Annotated in this window: 18 protein-coding genes and 1 tRNA gene; 10 read left to right on the plus strand and 9 right to left on the minus strand. The window is 45.8% G+C overall.

What is annotated here, in order from left to right; translation table 11 throughout:
* Nucleotides 1-34 precede the first annotated feature (34 nt).
* A complete protein-coding gene (locus tag R7O13_RS11900) occupies nucleotides 35-1,567 on the minus strand; it encodes an inorganic triphosphatase (RefSeq protein WP_005379894.1) in 1,533 nt (510 codons plus the stop codon).
* Between the two features lie 212 nt (nucleotides 1,568-1,779).
* Between R7O13_RS11900 and R7O13_RS11905 the strand changes: the two genes are divergently transcribed.
* From R7O13_RS11905 to R7O13_RS11915, 3 genes are all read left to right on the plus strand, one after another.
* Entirely contained in the window at nucleotides 1,780-2,460 is a 681-nt protein-coding gene (locus tag R7O13_RS11905) for a TIGR00153 family protein (RefSeq protein ID WP_005379896.1), read from the plus strand.
* A 131-nt stretch (nucleotides 2,461-2,591) separates the two neighbouring features.
* Complete coding sequence (locus R7O13_RS11910; RefSeq protein WP_005379898.1) at nucleotides 2,592-3,851, plus strand: inorganic phosphate transporter; 1,260 nt, start codon at nucleotides 2,592-2,594, stop codon at nucleotides 3,849-3,851.
* A 178-nt stretch (nucleotides 3,852-4,029) separates the two neighbouring features.
* Nucleotides 4,030-4,641: a TIGR04211 family SH3 domain-containing protein gene (locus R7O13_RS11915; protein WP_005379900.1), complete on the plus strand. Its 612-nt coding sequence runs from the start codon at nucleotides 4,030-4,032 to the stop codon at nucleotides 4,639-4,641.
* Nucleotides 4,642-4,729: 88 nt separating this feature from the next.
* Here the strand turns inward: R7O13_RS11915 and ggt are convergent, their stop codons facing one another.
* The 3 genes from ggt to R7O13_RS11930 form a co-directional block, all read right to left on the minus strand.
* Nucleotides 4,730-6,460 carry a gamma-glutamyltransferase gene (gene ggt, locus R7O13_RS11920; RefSeq protein ID WP_025768393.1) on the minus strand — a complete coding sequence of 577 codons (1,731 nt, stop codon included), beginning with the start codon at nucleotides 6,458-6,460 and terminating at the stop codon, nucleotides 4,730-4,732.
* 273 nt (nucleotides 6,461-6,733) lie between these two features.
* On the minus strand, nucleotides 6,734-7,420 hold the full coding sequence (locus R7O13_RS11925; protein ID WP_104975841.1) for a general secretion pathway protein GspB: 687 nt from the start codon (nucleotides 7,418-7,420) through the stop codon (nucleotides 6,734-6,736).
* A complete protein-coding gene (locus tag R7O13_RS11930; protein ID WP_104975840.1) occupies nucleotides 7,420-9,036 on the minus strand; it encodes an ExeA family protein in 1,617 nt (538 codons plus the stop codon). The genes R7O13_RS11925 and R7O13_RS11930 overlap by 1 nt, the downstream gene beginning before the upstream one ends.
* 138 nt (nucleotides 9,037-9,174) lie before the next feature.
* Between R7O13_RS11930 and R7O13_RS11935 the strand changes: the two genes are divergently transcribed.
* Nucleotides 9,175-10,395 carry a multifunctional CCA addition/repair protein gene (locus R7O13_RS11935; protein WP_318303921.1) on the plus strand — a complete coding sequence of 407 codons (1,221 nt, stop codon included), beginning with the start codon at nucleotides 9,175-9,177 and terminating at the stop codon, nucleotides 10,393-10,395.
* Nucleotides 10,396-10,447: 52 nt separating this feature from the next.
* Here the strand turns inward: R7O13_RS11935 and R7O13_RS11940 are convergent, their stop codons facing one another.
* The 3 genes from R7O13_RS11940 to folB are packed head-to-tail and all read right to left on the minus strand — an operon-like array spanning nucleotide 10,448 to nucleotide 12,104.
* Entirely contained in the window at nucleotides 10,448-11,251 is an 804-nt protein-coding gene (locus R7O13_RS11940; RefSeq protein ID WP_033906080.1) for an undecaprenyl-diphosphate phosphatase, read from the minus strand.
* A gap of 14 nt (nucleotides 11,252-11,265) precedes the next feature.
* Nucleotides 11,266-11,748, minus strand: coding sequence for a 2-amino-4-hydroxy-6-hydroxymethyldihydropteridine diphosphokinase (folK, locus tag R7O13_RS11945; RefSeq protein WP_005387457.1), 483 nt, complete (start codon nucleotides 11,746-11,748; stop codon nucleotides 11,266-11,268).
* Nucleotides 11,745-12,104, minus strand: coding sequence for a bifunctional dihydroneopterin aldolase/7,8-dihydroneopterin epimerase (gene folB, locus R7O13_RS11950; protein WP_086046518.1), 360 nt, complete (start codon nucleotides 12,102-12,104; stop codon nucleotides 11,745-11,747). Before folB ends, folK begins: the two co-directional genes overlap by 4 nt.
* Nucleotides 12,105-12,354: 250 nt before the next feature.
* Here folB and plsY point away from each other — a divergent pair, with 250 nt between their 5' ends.
* Complete coding sequence (gene plsY, locus R7O13_RS11955) at nucleotides 12,355-12,966, plus strand: glycerol-3-phosphate 1-O-acyltransferase PlsY (RefSeq protein ID WP_005379857.1); 612 nt, start codon at nucleotides 12,355-12,357, stop codon at nucleotides 12,964-12,966.
* A 34-nt stretch (nucleotides 12,967-13,000) separates the two neighbouring features.
* On the opposite strand, the gene R7O13_RS11960 is transcribed toward plsY, so the two are convergent.
* Both R7O13_RS11960 and tsaD read right to left on the minus strand, forming a co-directional pair.
* The gene (locus tag R7O13_RS11960) at nucleotides 13,001-13,816 is read right to left on the minus strand and encodes an alpha/beta fold hydrolase (RefSeq protein WP_065274166.1); all 816 of its coding nucleotides are present in this window, start codon (nucleotides 13,814-13,816) and stop codon (nucleotides 13,001-13,003) included.
* Nucleotides 13,817-13,992: 176 nt separating this feature from the next.
* A complete protein-coding gene (gene tsaD, locus R7O13_RS11965; RefSeq protein ID WP_005379854.1) occupies nucleotides 13,993-15,009 on the minus strand; it encodes a tRNA (adenosine(37)-N6)-threonylcarbamoyltransferase complex transferase subunit TsaD in 1,017 nt (338 codons plus the stop codon).
* Between the two features lie 230 nt (nucleotides 15,010-15,239).
* Between tsaD and rpsU the strand changes: the two genes are divergently transcribed.
* The 5 genes from rpsU (at nucleotide 15,240) to R7O13_RS11990 (ending at nucleotide 20,035) form a co-directional block, all read left to right on the plus strand.
* Nucleotides 15,240-15,455, plus strand: a complete 216-nt coding sequence (gene rpsU, locus R7O13_RS11970; RefSeq protein ID WP_001145625.1) for a 30S ribosomal protein S21 — start codon at nucleotides 15,240-15,242, stop codon at nucleotides 15,453-15,455.
* Between the two features lie 27 nt (nucleotides 15,456-15,482).
* On the plus strand, nucleotides 15,483-15,926 hold the full coding sequence (locus R7O13_RS11975) for a GatB/YqeY domain-containing protein (protein ID WP_005379720.1): 444 nt from the start codon (nucleotides 15,483-15,485) through the stop codon (nucleotides 15,924-15,926).
* A 149-nt stretch (nucleotides 15,927-16,075) separates the two neighbouring features.
* On the plus strand, nucleotides 16,076-17,842 hold the full coding sequence (dnaG, locus tag R7O13_RS11980) for a DNA primase (protein WP_005379719.1): 1,767 nt from the start codon (nucleotides 16,076-16,078) through the stop codon (nucleotides 17,840-17,842).
* A gap of 99 nt (nucleotides 17,843-17,941) precedes the next feature.
* Complete coding sequence (gene rpoD, locus R7O13_RS11985; protein ID WP_005395986.1) at nucleotides 17,942-19,804, plus strand: RNA polymerase sigma factor RpoD; 1,863 nt, start codon at nucleotides 17,942-17,944, stop codon at nucleotides 19,802-19,804.
* 155 nt (nucleotides 19,805-19,959) lie between these two features.
* Nucleotides 19,960-20,035, plus strand: a tRNA-Ile gene (locus R7O13_RS11990).
* The last annotated feature ends 81 nt before the right edge of the window (nucleotides 20,036-20,116 follow it).

Genomic DNA, 20,116 nt, shown 5'->3' on the forward strand with positions numbered 1-20,116 from the left:
CGGTCCTATTTTTTTGTCGTTACCACCAGAACGATCATTCACGCCAATAAGGCTGTACTTCCACACTGATCGCTCGGGTTTGATCCATTGCATGCAAAATTGAGCGCTCTTGACGGTGCAACCAGCGTTCTAACTGCTCTTTTTCTGCGTCTTCCAGCATATCAACCAACGGGAGCAAGTGGTTCAGCATTAGCAGATCATCGATACCATGCACCAGATCCGCCCATGGTAAACGGAAGCTGTTACGCTCATCCGAGTTATACAAACTCGCGAAACCAATGCCGGTATAGAGATTACGCAATAAGCGATAACGCTGATCAACGTACTCTTGCGCCGTCAAATCGCGCTCTGCTGGGAAAGCTTCCATTAGCTCAGCCCAAGTGCGATCGAGCTGAGTAACTGAAAACGGCATGATGTTACTTGCCATTTTTTCACGTGCTTTTTCATCAAGAAATGGCTGCCAACCGCGCGCCAAGATCCAGCGGCTTAGATCCAGCAGTAACCCTGTGTAACGCGCGGAATTGAGCAACCCTAGCACTTCTTCACGGCTTGGCAACTCTTGTAACTGCTGAGTCAGCTCAGATACTAAGAACTTACGCGCATCCAACTTACGCAGCACATTGCCTTTGTCATCTAAGAGCTCTTCAAGGTGTGCATGCTCATCTAACCAACTCAGTTCTTCTTCCAACCATTTAAGCTCTTGGCGCAGAATCGCGCTCGCGCGACGAGGGACAATCCCGCCAAAAATGGTCAATGTTTGACGAATGAAACGAATGGCATTACTGATTTCACGCAGTGCTTCCACGCTGTCACGCTCAGCATAAATTTGCTCGTGATAATGCCAATGAGACAAAGCGTGCTCTAAAGAGTTGATCAAGCAAAATTCAACGGTATCCGTCGGACTACTGTCCACAAGTGCCAATGATTTTACTTCATCACCCGCATAACCGCTTGCAAGTCGATAACCTTTCGCCGCTTTGCTCAAGTTACCCAAGCGCATACCACCTTGCTCGCAAAAGCTGCGTGCCAGTGTGAATAAAGCTTCGGTTTGGCCAGACTTAAGTTCCAGTTCAACTTCGCAAATTGGCTCTTGCTTCTCTTCTTCGTCTTCACCTTTGGCTACAACTAAGCCTTGGTCAAAAGCAACTTCAATCTGACTGCCATCGGGCATGCCAATCAGCCATTGTTCACGTGTGAAGTTGGTCGAGAATAATGGCATAAGCTCGGATTGCAGCGTTTCTGCATCTTTACCTGGAGGCCAAATATCTAGAGGATGAAGCGACAGATTAGGCTCGTCGCTAGTGTGCTCAGCATTGTATTCTGGTCTTTGATGTAAGCCTGCGACGACGCGTCCTGCTGTCTTTACGGTTTGGACGAATACATCATCAAAACGGCGAATTCTTAAACCAATGTCGTGCTTTCGAAGCCATTTATCGGCAGTATCAAAATAGGTGTTACCCAAGTCACGACAACTATGCTGAAGTACTTTTGTCTCAGAAATTTTTTCTTTTAAAGTTTCTGAAAATTCAGGAGAAACAAAAAACTTCAGTTCTATTTCGGTTTCCATAGCTATACCTTTCAAAGCAGATAGAAACAGGATATTGCGTAATTTCTCACACGGCAAGAGAGAAATATCGCCGGATTGATGATCTAAAACAGTTTTAATGAGCGATTTAATGCGTTACCATGCGCGCCTTTATAGCCATCGTTCAACATTTCGCCAAGCACTCAGAAATGGTGTATGTTTTTTTAAGGTTATAGTTATTAGGTTGAATGACCATGCCAGTAAATACAATTATGGGGTTATTTGCAAAGTCCCCAATTAAGCCTTTGCAACGCCACGTTGTGTGTGTCAACGAATGTTGTTCACACTTGGTGAAATTCTTTGAAGTATCTTCAAAGGGTGATTGGGAAAAAGCAGCAGAAATCCGTGCACAAATTTCTCACCTAGAGAAAGAAGCGGATGTGCTGAAACGTGAAATCCGTCTAAAACTGCCTCGCGGTTTGTTCATGCCAGTCGACCGTACTGACATGCTTGAGCTTTTGACTCAACAGGACAAACTTGCAAACCTGGCAAAAGACATTGCTGGCCGTGTATATGGTCGTCAACTTGTCATCCCTGAGGCTCTCCAACCAAACTTCCTCGCTTACGTTCAACGTTGTCTTGATGCTGCCGATCAGGCGCAAAAGGTAATCAATGAACTTGATGAATTGCTAGAAACCGGCTTCAAAGGCCGTGAAGTGACGCTCGTCGCTGAAATGATTCATCAATTAGACGTTATCGAAGATGATACCGATGCCATGCAGATTGAACTTCGCCAACAGTTGATGGTGATTGAAGCTGACATGAACCCTATCGATGTCATGTTCCTATACAAGATTCTTGAATGGGTAGGTGGTATTGCCGACCAAGCGCAGCGCGTAGGTGCTCGTTTGGAAGTCATGCTATCTCGATCTTAAAACATAAAGTTAACGACATAACGAAGAGCATAATTAACACGTGTCATAGGGACGATGACTATTTTCATCGTCTTATGGTTTGGCGCGCGTAAAATTTTGTTCCGCTTGTTATAAAACAACTAGGTATTACGATGGATATCCTTGCGAACTACGGCACTGTCCTGATTATTGTTGCAGCGATTTTTGGTTTCATGATGGCGATTGGTATTGGCGCGAACGACGTTGCTAATGCGATGGGTACATCTGTAGGTTCAAAAGCGCTAACTGTAAAACAAGCTATCATCATTGCGATGATCTTCGAATTTGCAGGTGCTTACCTTGCAGGCGGTGAAGTAACCGACACTATCCGTAAAGGTGTAATCGAAACTTCTTTATTTGCTAGTCAACCAGATGTTCTTGTCTACGGCATGATGTCTGCGCTTTTAGCAGCAGGTACATGGCTGCTTCTTGCTTCTTACATGGGCTGGCCAGTATCAACGACTCACTCAATCATCGGTGCAATCATTGGTTTTGCATGCGTATCAGTAGGTACTGAAGCGGTTGACTGGGGCAGCGTTCAAGGCATTGTTGGTAGCTGGATTATTACGCCAGTGATTTCAGGTTTCTTTGCTTACGTTATCTTTGTCAGCGCACAGCGCCTGATTTTTGATACTGAGAACCCTCTGTTTAACGCAAAACGTTTTGTACCTGTTTACATGTTCATCACAACAATGGTGATTGCACTTGTAACCATCAAAAAAGGTCTAAAACACGTTGGTCTTCACCTGACCAATGGTGAAGCCTGGATGTGGGCAGCAGCAGTTTCAGCACTTGTGATGATTGGCGGCTACGTATACATCCAGAAAAAATTCGCTAATCGCGAAGAAGACCGCAGCTTTTCTGGCGTGGAAGGTATCTTCAGCGTTCTGATGGTTATCACCGCTTGTGCGATGGCATTTGCACACGGTTCAAACGACGTTGCAAACGCCATTGGTCCACTGTCTGCTGTCGTATCGACTGTTGAACACATGGGCGAAATCAGCACGAAAAGCACCATCGCTTGGTGGATTCTACCTCTTGGTGGTATTGGTATCGTGGTCGGTCTTGCAACACTAGGTCACAAAGTAATGGCAACCGTTGGTACAGGCATCACTGAGCTAACGCCTAGCCGCGGTTTTGCAGCACAGCTAGCAACAGCATGTACGGTAGTTCTAGCGTCTGGTACAGGCCTGCCAATTTCAACCACTCAAACATTGGTTGGTGCGGTTCTCGGTGTTGGCTTTGCTCGTGGTATCGCAGCACTGAACCTAGGCGTAGTTCGTAACATCGTGGCATCATGGATCGTTACACTACCAGCGGGTGCGTTATTGGCCGTAGTATTCTTCTACGGACTTCAAGCGATGTTCGCTTAAGACACTCGTCAATAGAATGTAAGCGCTTTGTCATTATTGACTCAAACGCACAGAAAGGGAGGCTTTGCCTCCCTTCTTTGTTGCACCGAAGTTTGAAACTGCATACTATTCGTCTATTTCCGGCTCCAATCATTCGGTGCCAACGCTGTCTCCAAGAAAAATCGTTAAGGGATTTACTGTGAAAAAACTAATCATCACGGTTTTGTTTACTTTGCTAGCAGCGCCAGCGGCCCTAGCAGCAGACCGTTATATTTCTGATGACCTCTTCACTTTTATGCACTCAGGTCCAAATAACACCTACCGTATTATTGGTAGTGTTAACGCCGGTTCTAAAGTACAACTGATTAAAACCAACCGAGATACTGGCTACACGCAAGTTCGTGATGACCGTGGTCGCACTGGTTGGGTACAAAGCAAGTTTGTGACAAACCAAGAGAGCATGGCAATTCGCCTTCCTCGCATTGAGAAAGAGCTAGCCGAAGTAAAAGAGCAGCTTGCTAATGCTCGTCAAACTTCTGATGCAGAGAAAGCAGGTCTTGTTACCTCTCTCGAAACACGTAACCAACAAATTTCAGATCTAGAAAATAAATACTCTGAGATCAGTGATCAGCTTACTTCTGTTGAAACAGAAAACCGCGAGCTACGCGCAAAGCTGGATACACAAAAAGATGACATGCTGCTTAAGTACTTCACTTATGGCGGCGGTGTTGCAGGTTTAGGTTTACTATTTGGTTTGATTCTTCCGCATGTCATGCCTCGTAGAAAGCGCTCTCCTGCGGGTTGGGCATAAACCCTTACGCTTTTATCTTTAAAAAGAACGCAAAAGCCAGTCGATATTGACTGGCTTTTTAGTTTGCTTCGTTTGATAGAAGTGAGTACTACTCCCCCATTGAACTAGAGGCTCGACGACGATCCGTTGCGCCATAAAGCTTGCCATCTTTTAGCTCAATTGCATTCAAACCGCTTACCACTGGAATAACGTGCACTGGGTAGCCAAGCTCCATAAACTCAGGCACCAACATTTCTGCGAACGTTTTCTTTTCCACCAGCAAACCAGTCGGGTCATAAGACTTGGTGCGGTCTATCTTAGTGCCATACTGGATGTTTGGTAAGTCAATAGCCTCTTGCGCTGATAAATTCCAATCCAGCACCCCAACCACGGTTTTGAGTACATACCCCGGGATTTGTGAACTACCTGGTGACCCAACCACCAAACGCAAGTTATCATCACTGTCCATCACCATTAATGGCGTAATAGCCGAACGTGGACGCTTGCCCGCTTCAATTGAGTTTTGCGTAGGCTTGCCGTTAACCGTTGGCTGAGGTGAGAAGTTAGCCATCTGCGCATTCAAGATAACGCCATCGACCATCACACCCGAGCCCATACCCGTTCCTACCGTGCTGGTCATCGCAATTGCATTTCCATCTCTATCGACGATAGAAATATGCCCTGTATCTTTGCTCTCGAAGCCTTGATATTGCGCATACTGAGTTTGCGTTATCTGTCCTGCTTTTGGATCCTCTTTTAAAGTGCCATTATCAGGGATTAAATCACGTCTCTGATCTAGATAGGCTTTAGACAACAACTGTTCAACTGGCGTTTCCACATAATCCGGATCTCCGGCATACGCAATACGATCGGCTTTTGCAATTCGCATCGCTTCAGTCATGAGACGCCAAGGTTCCACATCCGTTTTCGCCATATGGGCAATGTCATAGGGTGCGAGCAGTTCAAGACTCTGAGCGACCATCACACCGCCCGAAGCTGGGTAACCAAAAGAGACGATTTTATTCCCACGGTAGTCGCTCTCAATGATGTCACGCTGCTTCACTTGGTAATGTTTAAAATCTTCTAAAGACAACTTCTCGTGTTGGTCATCAATACGACTATTAACCGTCTCTACGATGTGCTGACCAAGCTCACCACCATAAAGGTAACGATCGCCTTGTTGCGCGATCTTCCTCAGCGTCTCAGCCATCTTAGGGTTCTTCATCAAGGTTCCCGTCGGCTTAATATCGTCCCCTTGCCAATACAAGGCTTTCACTTCCGGATCTTGCTCAAGTCGGCTTTGCTCTCTTACTACGATGTCGTAGGTGTAGCTGTTCATCGCGTACCCATTGCTCGCCAATGTAATCGCCGGCTTAATCAGCTCTGCCCATGGCAACTTGCCGTATTGTTCATGAGTGGTGTAAAGCAACCGCAATGTGCCCGGAACCGCAACAGAACGAGGGCCTAATATTTCGTTGCGACTGAGTACTTCCCCATTCTCAACAAACATTTCAGGGTTCGCGCTAGAGGGCGCTTCATCTCGACCATCAAGGGCCAGAAATTTTTTCTCGTCATGTTGATAAAACAGCGCGAAAGTCCCGCCGCCAATTCCGGTCATATCTGGCTCAACGACAGACATCACCATCTGCATCGCGACCATAGCATCAACAGCGTTACCGCCTTCTTTCAATATTGAGTAACCGGTACTGCTCACGTAAGGATTCGTCGCACTGACCATGAAATCTTGCCCGCGACTATCTGGTGTAACTGGGAATGGGTCTGGCTTTGCTGCATAGCTTGTCGATGCAACAATACTTAAAGAAAAAATCAGAATACGCATGTGTCTCTGTTTAGACTCCTATTATGTGATGGGGTCTAACGTGGACCAAGTCATTACTCCGAAGTTCGTGAAGATGGTGTCTTTTTACACAACGCTGACTGGAATCGCGCTATCAATAGATGAATGATATTGGTGCTATTTAAACGACTGAGAAAAGCTATATTTTGCTTGTTTGAGTATCTAAAAATCATCACCAGAATAGATGCAAAAGATGCTCTGAAAAATAAAAAGCCAGCGATGTGATTTCGCTGGCTTGATGTGTTTCTACAAGAGTTACCCTTTCCACTCATACAACGCTGGTATACGAATTTTCTCCCCTTGGAACTCAACAATCACAGCTTGCGGTTGTATTTCTCTTAGAGTGACCTGATCATCAACGACATCCCCTTGATGATACTCAACATTGTTAATTTTCACCCAACGGCGATTTTCATCACTAGCGTACATATGGGTTTGCAAATTAAGCGCAGGTAGACGCCCTTGCCACTGGTGAGCGTTGCGCTCTAAATCGTTCACGCGTGCCGTTTGTGATGACGAATTGTCATCATCTCGGGATAAGGCATTTTCGACCTTCCTAGCTAAATCAGGAGATAATGAGGATAAATCCAGATCATCCAAAGACAACCCGAGGTCCTCTTCAGCAGCAGAAGTCGTTTGGGTTGATGCTGAGTTGCGTGTTTCATCTCTGCTTGGTGTATGGCTCGTGTATTCATCGGGGGTGGTAAATGTACCAAAATCACGCGATAGCTCTGCACTTGGCCACTCTCTTGGCAATTGGGCCAACTGGGTGTTCTCTGGATAGTCCAATACTTTGAAAGGTGATACCACTTCGACCTTTTCTATCGGGGACGTTGTATCTACTTCAACACTCGGTGCAAAGAGATCTAAGTACCAAGCGACTCCGATAGCAGAAGCAGTGATTGGCAGCAAGAACAGACCTATATGTTTCACAGCTGACATTATGCGTCCTCCTTCTCGATTCTCGCCAGTTGAGGCGCATCTGGCTGAACATTTTGCTGAAGTCGGTCTAGCGTTCGCTTACCTGCAATACCATCGACACCAATTCCTTGCCAACGTTGAAATAATTCGACTCGCTCTTTCATCGCACCATCAAAAATAGACGTTTCAAGCAGTGGCTCACTCACCGCTTCTGCTAATAATCGGTCTAATACTTCAATCGCAGGGCCTTCCATGTCTAAACGTAATGTTTCATTCAGCGGAGCATGCCACAGTTCGATAATATTGCCCTGCCACAACGGCTTTAGCCACGAAACTGGCAGACGAAGACGCTGCTTACCATTGAGCACTTCAGCTTGGTCATTACCGACGGCATATAGAATGACATACCCAACATCACCTTGATAATTCAACTCCAAGATCACAGGGCGATTTTGTTGCATCAACAGCGGCCAAGTCGCCATTTTACGCTCACAACGCATAGTCGACTGCGGTTCTGACAAACAAAGGTTATCGCGAACCGATGCTTGATACCCCCACAAACGATACAAATCATTTACAGCGAGGTTCGACTGTTTTTGTGTTAACAATAAAGCACGCTGCTCATCCGTTAACTGTTGGCTGACGACGGTTGGTGTTGGCTCTACTCTTGGCTCCGTCACTTGTGTCAACACTGACGTCGCTTGAGCTGGCATATAATTCACGACCGCCCACCCCGTACTTAATGCAGCAATAAGGCCTACCGTGACAGAGCCCCAAGCAGGCCAACGGAAAGTCCGGCGCTCTTTTTTATCTTGCTGATAAATATCTGCCTGAAACTGCATCACCTCTTCACAGGCCTGCTGAACGGTTTGCTTATCCACCACCACATTACCCTGGTGATAACTAATGTTGAGGGATTTGTCACAGATAAGGTTGATGAGCCGCGGTATACCGTGACTGTATTTGGCTATAAGTTTACAAGAAGCACGATTAAACAGTTGCTGGTCGCCACCTGCTGTATGTAGTCGAAATGCGATGTAATCTTCTGTCTCTTTTTCATCCAACGGCAACAGGTGATAACGCCCGGTAATACGCTGGGCAAGTTGGCGTAGTTGTGTTGTTTGTAATAACCGCTGCAATTCAGGCTGCCCGACCAACAACACTTTGAGCAATTTTCTGGTATCGGTTTCCAAGTTGGTCAACAAGCGCAACTGCTCTAGAACGTCGGCAGCAAGGTGTTGAGCCTCATCAATGACCAGTAATGTCTGCCAACCTGAACGATAATTACGCAGCAAATATTGATGGATAACCTGGTTTAGCTGTTTGAGGTTTGCGTCTGGCGGATAGGTGATTTTGAACTCATCACAAATGGCTTCGAGCAAGTCTCTACTCGAAAACGTGGGATTGAGGATAAGACCCGCTTTGGTGTTATCACCCAAATTCGCCAGCATCGCTTTTGCGACAGTCGTTTTGCCTGTACCTACTTCGCCAGTAAGCATAGCAAAACCACCGCCATCGCCTAGCCCGGCTTGGAGATGTGTGATTGCCTCTTTGTGACGTTGGCTTAAATACAAATAACGTGAGTTTGGAACAATCGAAAATGGTTGTTCGACAAACCCAAAAAAGTCCTTATACATTAGGCTCTCCAGCTAAAAAACCACCTGAGAATAGTCAGATATAATATAAACATAGCCGCATCTACTCTCGGGAGTAAAGAAAAGTACCATTGCTTGCTACAATGTCCAACGGCATATCCATAAATTAAGAGGTAATTCGTGCAAGTTTATTTAGTAGGTGGCGCAGTTCGAGATAAATTGCTCGGAATTGATAGTTATGACAATGATTGGGTGGTCGTAGGTGCGACGCCTGAGATGATGTTGTCCCAAGGGTACACCGCCGTTGGTAAAGACTTTCCTGTATTTCTGCATCCCAAAAGTAAAGAAGAACATGCCCTTGCACGAACAGAGAGAAAGTCAGGTTCTGGTTACACTGGTTTTGAATGTTTCTTCGATCAAAACGTCACCTTAGAAGAAGATTTGATACGTCGTGATTTAACCATTAACGCGATGGCAATGGAGAGTGATGGCACGATCCATGACCCATATGGTGGCCAGCAAGATCTCAACGATAAACTGCTACGCCATGTATCAGACGCCTTTATTGAAGACCCTCTACGCGTTTTACGTGTCGCTCGCTTCGCTGCAAAGCTGGCTGATCTAGACTTTACGGTTGCCGACGAAACTATGCGGTTAATGCGTCACATGGCAGAGTCCGGAGAGCTGAGCACACTGACTCCCGAGCGTGTTTGGCAAGAATGGCATAAATCTCTCTCTACTCCTCGCCCTGATATTTTCTTATCGGTTCTACGAGACTGTGGTGCATTAACCGTGGTGTTACCTGAAATTGATGCACTATTTGGCGTACCTCAACCTGAGAAGTGGCATCCAGAAATCGATACTGGCATCCATACTTTGATGGTGGCAGAGCAAGCCGCAAAATTGAGTAACTCACTCCCCGTCAGGTTTGCCGCCCAAGTGCATGACTTGGGTAAGGGCGTGACGCCAGAGAGCGAATGGCCAAGCCACAAAATGCATTGCCATACAGGATTAAAACTGATCAAAAAGCTGTGCGAACGTGTCCGGGTACCAAATGAGTTTCGTGATTTAGCCTTGATGGTGTGCGAACAGCACTCCAATATTCATCGCGCGGCTGAACTTAAACCACAAACCATAATTAAAATACTCAATAAGCTCGATGTGTGGCGTAAGTCCGAACGTCTGCAAGATATCTTGCTTTGCTGCCAAGCGGATCACGCTGGTCGTAAAGGACTGGAAACGCAACCATATCCACAGGCGGATATTTTTAGGCAAGCCTACCAAGCAGCAGCGGCAGTTGACGTTCAAATCATAATCAAAGAGGGCTTTAAAGGCCCTGCGATTCGTGACGAGCAAGAAAAACGACGTATTGAAGCAGTGAAAGCAGCACTTAAGAAGTAACGAACAAACAAAAACGCCCGCGGATTTCGCGGGCGTTTTTCGTTAACATCAATTATGAACTTAATAGAAAAGCGAACAAACCGATGCCCAAAATCAGACGGTAAATCACAAACGGTGTCATGCCCATGCGTGAAATCATCTTCAAGAAGAAGTGGATACAGATGTACGCACTGATAAACGATGTGATAATGCCAGTCATTAAGAAACCAACATGGACAGGTTCACCACTGGTCACTAACTTCATGCCTAAGTAGCTACCAGCTAATGTAATGATTGGGATCGACATTAAAAATGAAAAGCGCGCAGCCGCTTCTCGAGTAAAGCCAAGGTAAAGCGCTGCTGTGATGGTCGCCCCTGAACGTGAAGTTCCAGGAATCATCGCTAAGGCTTGAGCAATACCGATAAATACAGCTTTCTTCCAACCCGTTTGGTATTCATCGGCAACGAGTTTAGCGTTTTTGTCTACCCACCATAGCAACAGGCCAAATACGATCGTAGTAGTCGCGATAACGTAAGCGCTACGTAGATACACTTCAATGATGTCTTTCATCAATAAGCCGAACACACAAGCTGGAATCGTCGCAATCACGATCATCCAAGCCAATTTAGCTTCTTTACTGCGATCTCCTTTAAAGATCGAAGCAAATAACGCTTGAAACAAAGTGATTACTTCATGACGAAAATAGATCACGACAGCCATTAATGTACCGACGTGAACAGCAACATCAAAGGCTAGACCTTGGTCTTCCCACCCTAAAATAGCGGAAGGCAGGATCAAATGGGCAGAGCTTGAGATAGGCAAAAACTCTGTCAGTCCCTGAATCAGAGCCAAAATAAAGGCTTCAAAATAACTCATGTAAACAACTCAAATTAAAAATGAAAGGAAACGGGTTTGAGCGAATCGACTGGCTGCATAGCATGCCAAATGTCTGCGACTGTGCGTCCATCGCCTGGGATCACTAATTGCGGTTCGAGATCATACAGCGGCTTTGTGACAAAAGGATATTTGTAGATATCACTGCGAGGTAGCTCAGGTTTTTTCTTGGAGACGCGCTCACCGAACAACACTATATCGAGATCCAGTGTTCGATCCTGATACTTTTGCGCGTTTTCTTCGCGTCCCCACTTAAATTCAATCTCGCGTAGTTGATGGCTCAACTCTTCTAATGACAACTCGGTACGCATTGCAACGACAAAGTTGTAGAAATTCTTGCTGCTAAAACCAATAGGTTCGCATTCATATATCGGTGATACGAGGAGATTTTCTCCAAGCCGTTGCAGCTCCTGATACGCAGCAAGCACATGTTGCTCTCTTTCTACGTTCGTCCCAACACCGATATAAGTGGTGATCATGCTCGGCCTCGCTCAATCACCACACCAACAGCACGTGTTTGCGGCACGGCGCCAGGCTTCGCTAGGCGGATTTTCACCCAAGGCACAGAGAAACGCTGCATGATAAGCTCTGCTACTTCTTCAGCCACGCGCTCGACCAGTAAGAAACGACCATTTTCAATGTGGTTAAGTACCGCCTCACTCACCTGCGAATAATCCAGTGCATCTTGCACATCATCACTTTTGCCCGCAGGTTTATTATCGTGTGCCATTTCAATATCTAGAACCAACTTTTGTTTGATTTGTTGTTCCCAGTCGTACACGCCAATGGTGGTGATTACTTCTAACTGTTCAATAAAAACTTTATCCAGAGCCATCTTATGTCCTTCTATTACAGAGGTCGGATACCCGTGAGGGGTAATTTGATCGTAGTATTCTATACCTAAGTAACATTTACTTTGGTCATCACAATGTTACTTAGGTATAAACTGCGAAAGCATCTTTATATACAAGAAATCACATAATGCAAGCTCTATCACAGTGAGGATTTCTGCATTATGTAAATTCGGGGTATGATAGCAACTACGCGGGAACCGAGCATTAAATTCCAATCCATCAAGGACTTCTATGGACGCACTGGCACTGATAATGACAATGGCCGCCTATTTATTAGGTTCGGTTTCCAGTGCGGTTTTGATCTGTCGACTCTTAAAACTGCCAGACCCACGCAGTGTGGGATCTAACAATCCTGGAGCAACGAACGTATTGCGTATTGGCGGACGAGGAGCCGCTGTTTCAGTCTTGTTGTGCGATATGCTCAAAGGCACTATCCCCGTGTGGGGCGGATACTTTCTTGGTATCGACCCTATCATTCTTGGCGTCATCGCCATTGCTGCCTGTCTTGGCCACATGTACCCCATCTTTTTCCACTTTAAAGGCGGAAAAGGTGTCGCAACCGCGCTTGGCGCTATCGCTCCGATTGGTTTGGACTTAACAGGATTGGTAATGTTAACTTGGCTGTCAGTAGCCGCGCTATTCCGCTATTCATCCTTAGCGGCTCTCGTCACGGTTTTGGTCACTCCGTTTTATACTTGGATGTTTAAACCGCAATACACGTTACCTGTTGCTATGCTGTGCTGCTTAATCGTATTTAAGCATCATCAAAATATTCGTCGGCTTTTGTCTGGCGACGAGCCAAAAATCGGCGAGAAAAAACTGACACAAAAAAACTCGGCTTAATGCCGAGTTTTTCGTTTAAAGAAGGATGCATTGGTTACGCATGAACTCGATTCAGGAAGTTCAACAACATCTGGTTGACGAACTCAGGCTGCTCTAAACAACTGATGTGTCCCGCTTGGGGAATCTCCACCAACTCACTGCCTGTGATACAGTCTTTCATTAAATAAGATTCAAAAACTGGACGTGGTTTATCTTCACAGCCCACTGCAATTAACGTCGGCAGAGCAAATTTTTCCGAATCCTCAATCACATCCCGGCGACCAAACACCATGCGCCCTATGCGAGCTACTTCCACCGCACGCTCACCATTCAGGTCTTCTAAACTGCGTTTGAATGAAGCGACAAGTTTAGGGTTATCCTGATTGACGTTGTTGGCAAAGAACAGCGGCACAACGGCTTCAATAATTGGCGCAGGCACTGCTTGGACTTGGCTGATGGTATCAAGCATTGCAAAATACTTTTTATACGTAACTTCTGGCTCCCAGCCAATGAAGGTATCCATCAATACCAGTGACTTAACACGTTGCGGCGCTTGAGCCGTTAGCTCTGCTCCCCACATGCCGCCAACAGATAAGCCCACTATCGAGAACTCTTCGATATCTAAATGATCCATCAATGCCAACATATGTTGTGCATAGTCGGCCAATGACTGTGTCGATGCAGGTGCAGCGTCCGATTCACCATGTGCCCAAAGATCTGGCACAATACAACGGAATGACTGGCTTAAAACCTCAACTTGCGGCGCCCACATTTGGCTATCCCAAAGGTAACTATGACCAAATAGAAGCACAGGGCCCTCACCTTTATCTAGATAAGCAAGTTGCTGACCTTCAATTTCAAACTTATTCATTGTTATATCCATTTCTTATTTTTCCACGTCATCCTAGCACTGAAACAATCGCGAACTGATCGCATCAGTCAGAATGTAAAACGAGGCGGTTCATTGAATAATTAAAAATAAAGGCCTCTGAGGAGCAGAGACCTTTATTACACAGAACCGGTTTCAAACCTACCGCATAAATTTGACTAAGCGACAGGTGTTAGTTGATCAATTGGCCAACGTGGACGAGCCTCTACTGACATGTCAGCCACTTCGCCATTCTTCAAGCGCTGCATGCCTGCGTAAGCGATCATCGCACCGTTATCTGTACAGAACTCAGTACGTGGGTAGTAAACTTCGCCGCCAACTTTCTTCGCTAACTTCTCTAACTCAGCTCGCAAACGACGGTTAGCACTCACACCACCAGCAATAACAATACGTTTCATGCCTGTTTGCTCAAGCGCGCGCTTACATTTAATAGCCAACGTAGCACACACAGCTTCTTCAAATGCTAATGCGATGTCCGCGCGAGTTTGCTCGTCATCACCGTTTGCAGCAATCGTGTTAGCCGTAAAGGTTTTTAGACCAGAGAAACTCATGTCCAAACCTGGCACATTCGTCATTGGACGCGGGAACTTAAAGCGGCCCGGTGTACCTTTTTCCGCCAGTTTAGATAATAGTGGACCGCCTGGGTAATCCAAACCCATTAGCTTCGCTGTTTTATCAAACGCTTCGCCCGCCGCATCATCAATCGACTCACCTAGAATTTTGTACTCACCGATGCCTCTCACTTCCACCATCATAGAGTGGCCGCCCGATACTAATACCGCCACAAACGGGAACGGTGGAGGGTTATCTTCCAACATTGGGGCCAATAGGTGACCTTCCATATGATGAACAGGTACCGCTGGCACTCCCCAAGCATAAGCAATACTGCGACCGATAGTCGCACCCACTAATAGCGCCCCAACAAGACCAGGCCCCGCGGTATACGCGACACCATCGATGTCTTTTGAAGTTAAGTTCGCTTCTTTTAGTGCCTCTTTAATAAGAGGAATGGTTTTCTTTACGTGGTCACGTGAAGCCAACTCAGGCACCACACCGCCGTAATCTGCGTGCAGTTTTACTTGGCTGTATAGCTTGTGTGACAAGAGACCGTTTTCATCGTCATAAATTGCGATGCCAGTCTCGTCACAAGAGGTTTCAATACCAATAATGCGCATGGTTTTCTCAGTATGCTTTCTGTATAGAGGAAATTTGGGCGTCATATTACCTTGCCTTGGTGCTGCAAACAAATTTTGTACAGACAATAATCGACAAAAGGCTTTACAAAGTAGTTGTGATCGGATTAAAATTCCGCACCATTTTTGATCAAGCTGGTAAGAGACCTAACAATTGTGATTTGGTCTGTTGAATACCAGCGTTAACGAATAACCCCTGAGGTGAAAGGCATATGCCAGTAGTTAAAGTACGTGAAAACGAACCGTTCGACGTTGCTCTACGTCGTTTTAAGCGCTCTTGCGAAAAAGCAGGTATCCTTTCTGAAGTGCGTCGTCGTGAGCACTACGAAAAACCAACTACAGTTCGCAAACGCGCTAAAGCAGCAGCTCAAAAGCGTCACGCTAAGAAGCTAGCTCGCGAAAACGCTCGTCGCGTTCGCCTGTACTAATAACTGAGCTCCAAAAGGAATTTAGTTATGGCTCTGATTGATCAACTCAAAGAAGAGCAAAAATTAGCGATGAAAGCCAAGGACAAATTGCGCCTTGGTACTATTCGTTTAGCCCTATCAGCAATCAAGCAACGTGAAGTTGACGAACAGATTACTCTGAACGATGACGACATTCTTGCAGTATTGACCAAGATGGTTAAACAACGTCGCGACTCTGTAGCGCAGTTTGAAGCAGCGGGTCGTCAAGATCTTGCTGATGCGGAACAAGCAGAAATTACCGTTCTTGAGGACTTTATGCCTCAACCACTGACAGACGAAGAAGTAGCGGCTCTCATCGAGAACGCGATTGCTGAATCTGGCGCAGCTGGCATGCAAGACATGGGCAAAGTAATGGGCGTTCTGAAACCGCAAATTCAAGGGCGTGCAGATATGGGTAAAGTAAGCGGTTTAGTTCGCGCTAAATTGGCTTAAGGTACCCCACCCAATTGCAGCAAGCCGTGCTATCCTTTGGAGCGCACGGCTTGTTTGTATCTGGATGGATGGAATGAAATCAATGGGCAATACGCTCATTCTTTTAAGGCATTCACTCCACTCATCATCTTCTTTTTTTGTTAGGTTTTATGGCTGGACACATCCCTCGCAGTTTTATCGATGACCTTCTAGCTCGACTTGATATTGTCGATATCATCGACGCACGTGTGAAACTTAAGAAAAAAGGCAAAAACTACGGCGCATGCTGCCCTTTCCACAACGAAAAGACACCCTCATTCAGTGTCAGTCAAGAAAAGCAGTTCTACCATTGTTTTGGTTGTGGCGCGCATGGAAATGCCATCGATTTTTTGATGGAGTTCGACCGACTAGAATTCGTCGAAGCCATTGAAGAACTCGCTTCATACTTGGGTTTAGATGTTCCTCGCGAACAACGTAGCGGCGGTAATGGTTCGTTTCAATCAGGCCCACAAGCAAGCAGCAGTGAAAAACGTAACCTATACGACTTAATGGGCAGCATTGCTCAATTTTATCGTAACCAACTCAAACAGCCAGCAAGTAAGGTGGCGATTGAGTATCTAAAAGATCGCGGCCTGTCTGGTGAAATCGTCCAGAAGTTTGGCATCGGCTATGTGGCTGATGAATGGGATTTAGTTCGTAAGAACTTTGGCCAGAATAAAGAAAACCAAGACATGCTCGTCACTGGCGGCATGTTGATTGAAAACGATAAAGGCAACCGCTACGACCGATTCCGTGGTCGAGTGATGTTTCCTATTCGAGACAGACGCGGCCGAGTAATAGGCTTTGGTGGTCGAGTATTAGGTGATGGGACACCAAAATATCTCAACTCACCCGAAACCCCGATATTTCATAAAGGTAAAGAGTTGTATGGCCTTTATGAAGTACTACAAGCGTATCGTGAGCCACCACAAATTTTAGTGGTTGAAGGCTATATGGATGTTGTCGCGCTTGCTCAATATGGCGTAGATTATTCCGTTGCCTCATTGGGAACCTCGACAACGGGCGATCACTTGCAGGTGTTATTCAGGCAAACAAGCACCGTCGTGTGTTGTTATGACGGTGACCGCGCAGGCCGTGAAGCCGCGTGGCGTGCCATGGAAAATGCATTGCCTTACCTAACGGATGGTCGCCAGTTAAAATTCATGTTTTTGCCGGATGGAGAAGATCCCGACTCTTATATCCGACAAAACGGAAAACAAGCATTTGAGCAGCAAGTGTCTAATGCCATGCCCTTGTCTGAATTCATGTTCAGCTCATTGACTCAGCAGGTCGATATGAGCACGAAAGAAGGCATGGCAAAACTGAGTACTCTTGCGGTTCCTCTCATTGATAAAGTCCCTGGCGGCACTTTAAGACTATACTTGAGAGAATTGCTTGGCCGCCGTTTGGGTTTGGTTGATGAACGCCAACTACAGCAGCTAATTTCAAAACAAGGTAAAGAGGATAAAAGGCCTCAACCTCATAAAGAAATCAAGCGAACGCCGATGCGAGAAGTGATCGCGTTACTGATTCAAAACCCACAATACGTAAGTATGGTGCCAGATCTAACTAGCGTTAGAGATTTGCCCATTCCTGGTCTAAGTTTATTTGTTGATGTACTTGATAAATGCCAAGCGCATCCCCATATCAACACAGGCCAATTATTAGAGCATTGGCGAAACAGCCAAAATGAGACCCTTCTGTCTCGTCTCGCGAGTTGGGACATTCCACTCGATGAGGACAACCAAGAAGAAATCTTTTTAGACTCACTGGATAAAATTATTGCCCAGTGCGTAGAAAAACAAATTGAAAACCTGCAGGCCAAAGCAAGAAGTGTCGGTTTATCAGCCGAAGAGAAAAGGGAGCTGCTAGCACTTATGCTAGATTTAAAAGCGTAACCCTGTTTAATTAGTCAGCAACGATTTAATTTGTTATAGTAAGTGGTTTGCATTTCGCATACTGATTCCTTCACCAGATTACGAAGTTGGATACCGTCTATGGATCACAATCCGCAGTCACAGCTAAAGTCACTTGTTATTAAAGGCAAGGAACAAGGCTATCTGACCTACGCCGAAGTAAATGACCACCTACCTGCTGAAATCGTAGATTCAGAACAGGTAGAAGACATCATTCAGATGATCAACGACATGGGCATTAAGGTAGTAGAAACTGCTCCTGATGCTGATGATTTAGCACTGAACGATGACACAAATATTACCGATGAAGATGCAGCCGAAGCTGCAGCCGCTGCACTTTCTAGCGTAGAGAGTGAGATTGGTCGTACAACAGACCCAGTACGTATGTACATGCGTGAGATGGGTACTGTCGAACTTCTAACTCGCGAAGGCGAAATCGACATCGCAAAACGTATTGAAGAAGGTATTAACCAAGTTCAATCGTCTGTTGCTGAATACCCAGGCACAATTCCGTACATTCTTGAGCAATTTGACAAAGTTCAAGCTGAAGAACTACGTCTTACAGACCTAATTTCAGGTTTTGTAGATCCAGATGCTGACGACACCGCTGCACCAACGGCAACACACATCGGTTCTGAACTGACTGAATCTCAGTTAGAAGAAGAAGACGATGAAGACGTTGATGACGACGAAGATAGCGATGACGATTCAGATGATTCTGAAGAAGATGTAGGTATCGATCCAGAATTAGCGCTAGAGAAATTCAACCAACTACGCAGCACCTATCAAAATCTTCAATTAGCAATCAACGAGTACGGCTATAACAGCCCGAAAGCAACCGTTGCTAATGAAATGATGCTAGACGTATTCCGCGAGTTTCGTCTAACGCCTAAACAGTTTGATCACCTAGTGAATGAACTGCGTACTGCTATGGATCGCGTTCGTACTCAAGAGCGCCTGATCATGAAGTCTGTCGTTGAATACGGCAAAATGCCGAAGAAATCATTCATCGCGCTGTTCACTGGTAATGAATCAAGTGAAGCTTGGTTGGATGAAGTTCTTGCTTCAGACAAGCCATACGCTGAAAAGATCAAACGTAACGAAGAAGAAATCCGTCGTTCAATCGCTAAGCTAAAAATGATTGAAGAAGAGACTTCTCTAAACGTACAGAACATTAAAGACATCAGCCGTCGTATGTCTATCGGTGAAGCAAAAGCTCGCCGTGCGAAGAAAGAGATGGTTGAAGCGAACTTGCGTCTTGTAATTTCTATCGCGAAGAAATACACCAACCGTGGCCTACAGTTCTTGGATCTGATCCAGGAAGGTAACATCGGTCTGATGAAAGCGGTAGATAAGTTCGAATATCGTCGTGGTTACAAGTTCTCGACTTACGCAACGTGGTGGATCCGTCAGGCAATCACTCGTTCAATCGCGGACCAAGCACGTACGATTCGTATCCCGGTACACATGATCGAAACGATCAACAAGCTAAACCGTATTTCTCGTCAAATGTTGCAAGAGATGGGTCGCGAGCCACTACCGGAAGAACTGGCAGAGCGCATGCAAATGCCAGAAGACAAGATTCGTAAAGTTCTAAAAATCGCTAAAGAGCCTATCTCAATGGAGACACCAATCGGTGACGACGAAGATTCGCATCTAGGTGATTTTATCGAAGATACAACGCTAGAACTTCCGCTAGATTCTGCAACTGCAACTAGCCTTAAGGTGGCAACAAAAGACGTGCTTGCAGGTCTAACGCCACGTGAAGCGAAAGTACTTCGTATGCGTTTTGGTATTGACATGAACACTGACCATACTCTAGAAGAAGTTGGTAAGCAGTTCGACGTTACTCGTGAGCGTATCCGTCAGATCGAAGCAAAAGCACTACGTAAACTTCGTCACCCAAGCCGCTCAGAGACTCTGCGCAGCTTCCTAGACGAATAATCGCAGCGCATACAAGCTTTTAGAAATCAAAAAAGGTGACTTTAGGTCACCTTTTTTATTATCTACTGTTCTAAGTGGATAAAAACTAAGCGTAATTGCCCTAGTTGGTATCTAGACACCTTGCAACGCTTCCCCTATAATCGTTGTCCTATTAAGGCCCCTTAGCTCAGTGGTTAGAGCAGTCGACTCATAATCGATTGGTCCGCAGTTCAAGTCTGCGAGGGGCCACCATTCAAATCAAGCACTTCGCTTACCCTTCTTTGAATGTTGCCTTTTATTCCGTCCCGAGGTACAAAATCAGTACAGTACGCA

It is taken from the genome of Vibrio sp. Y176 (assembly GCF_033438945.1).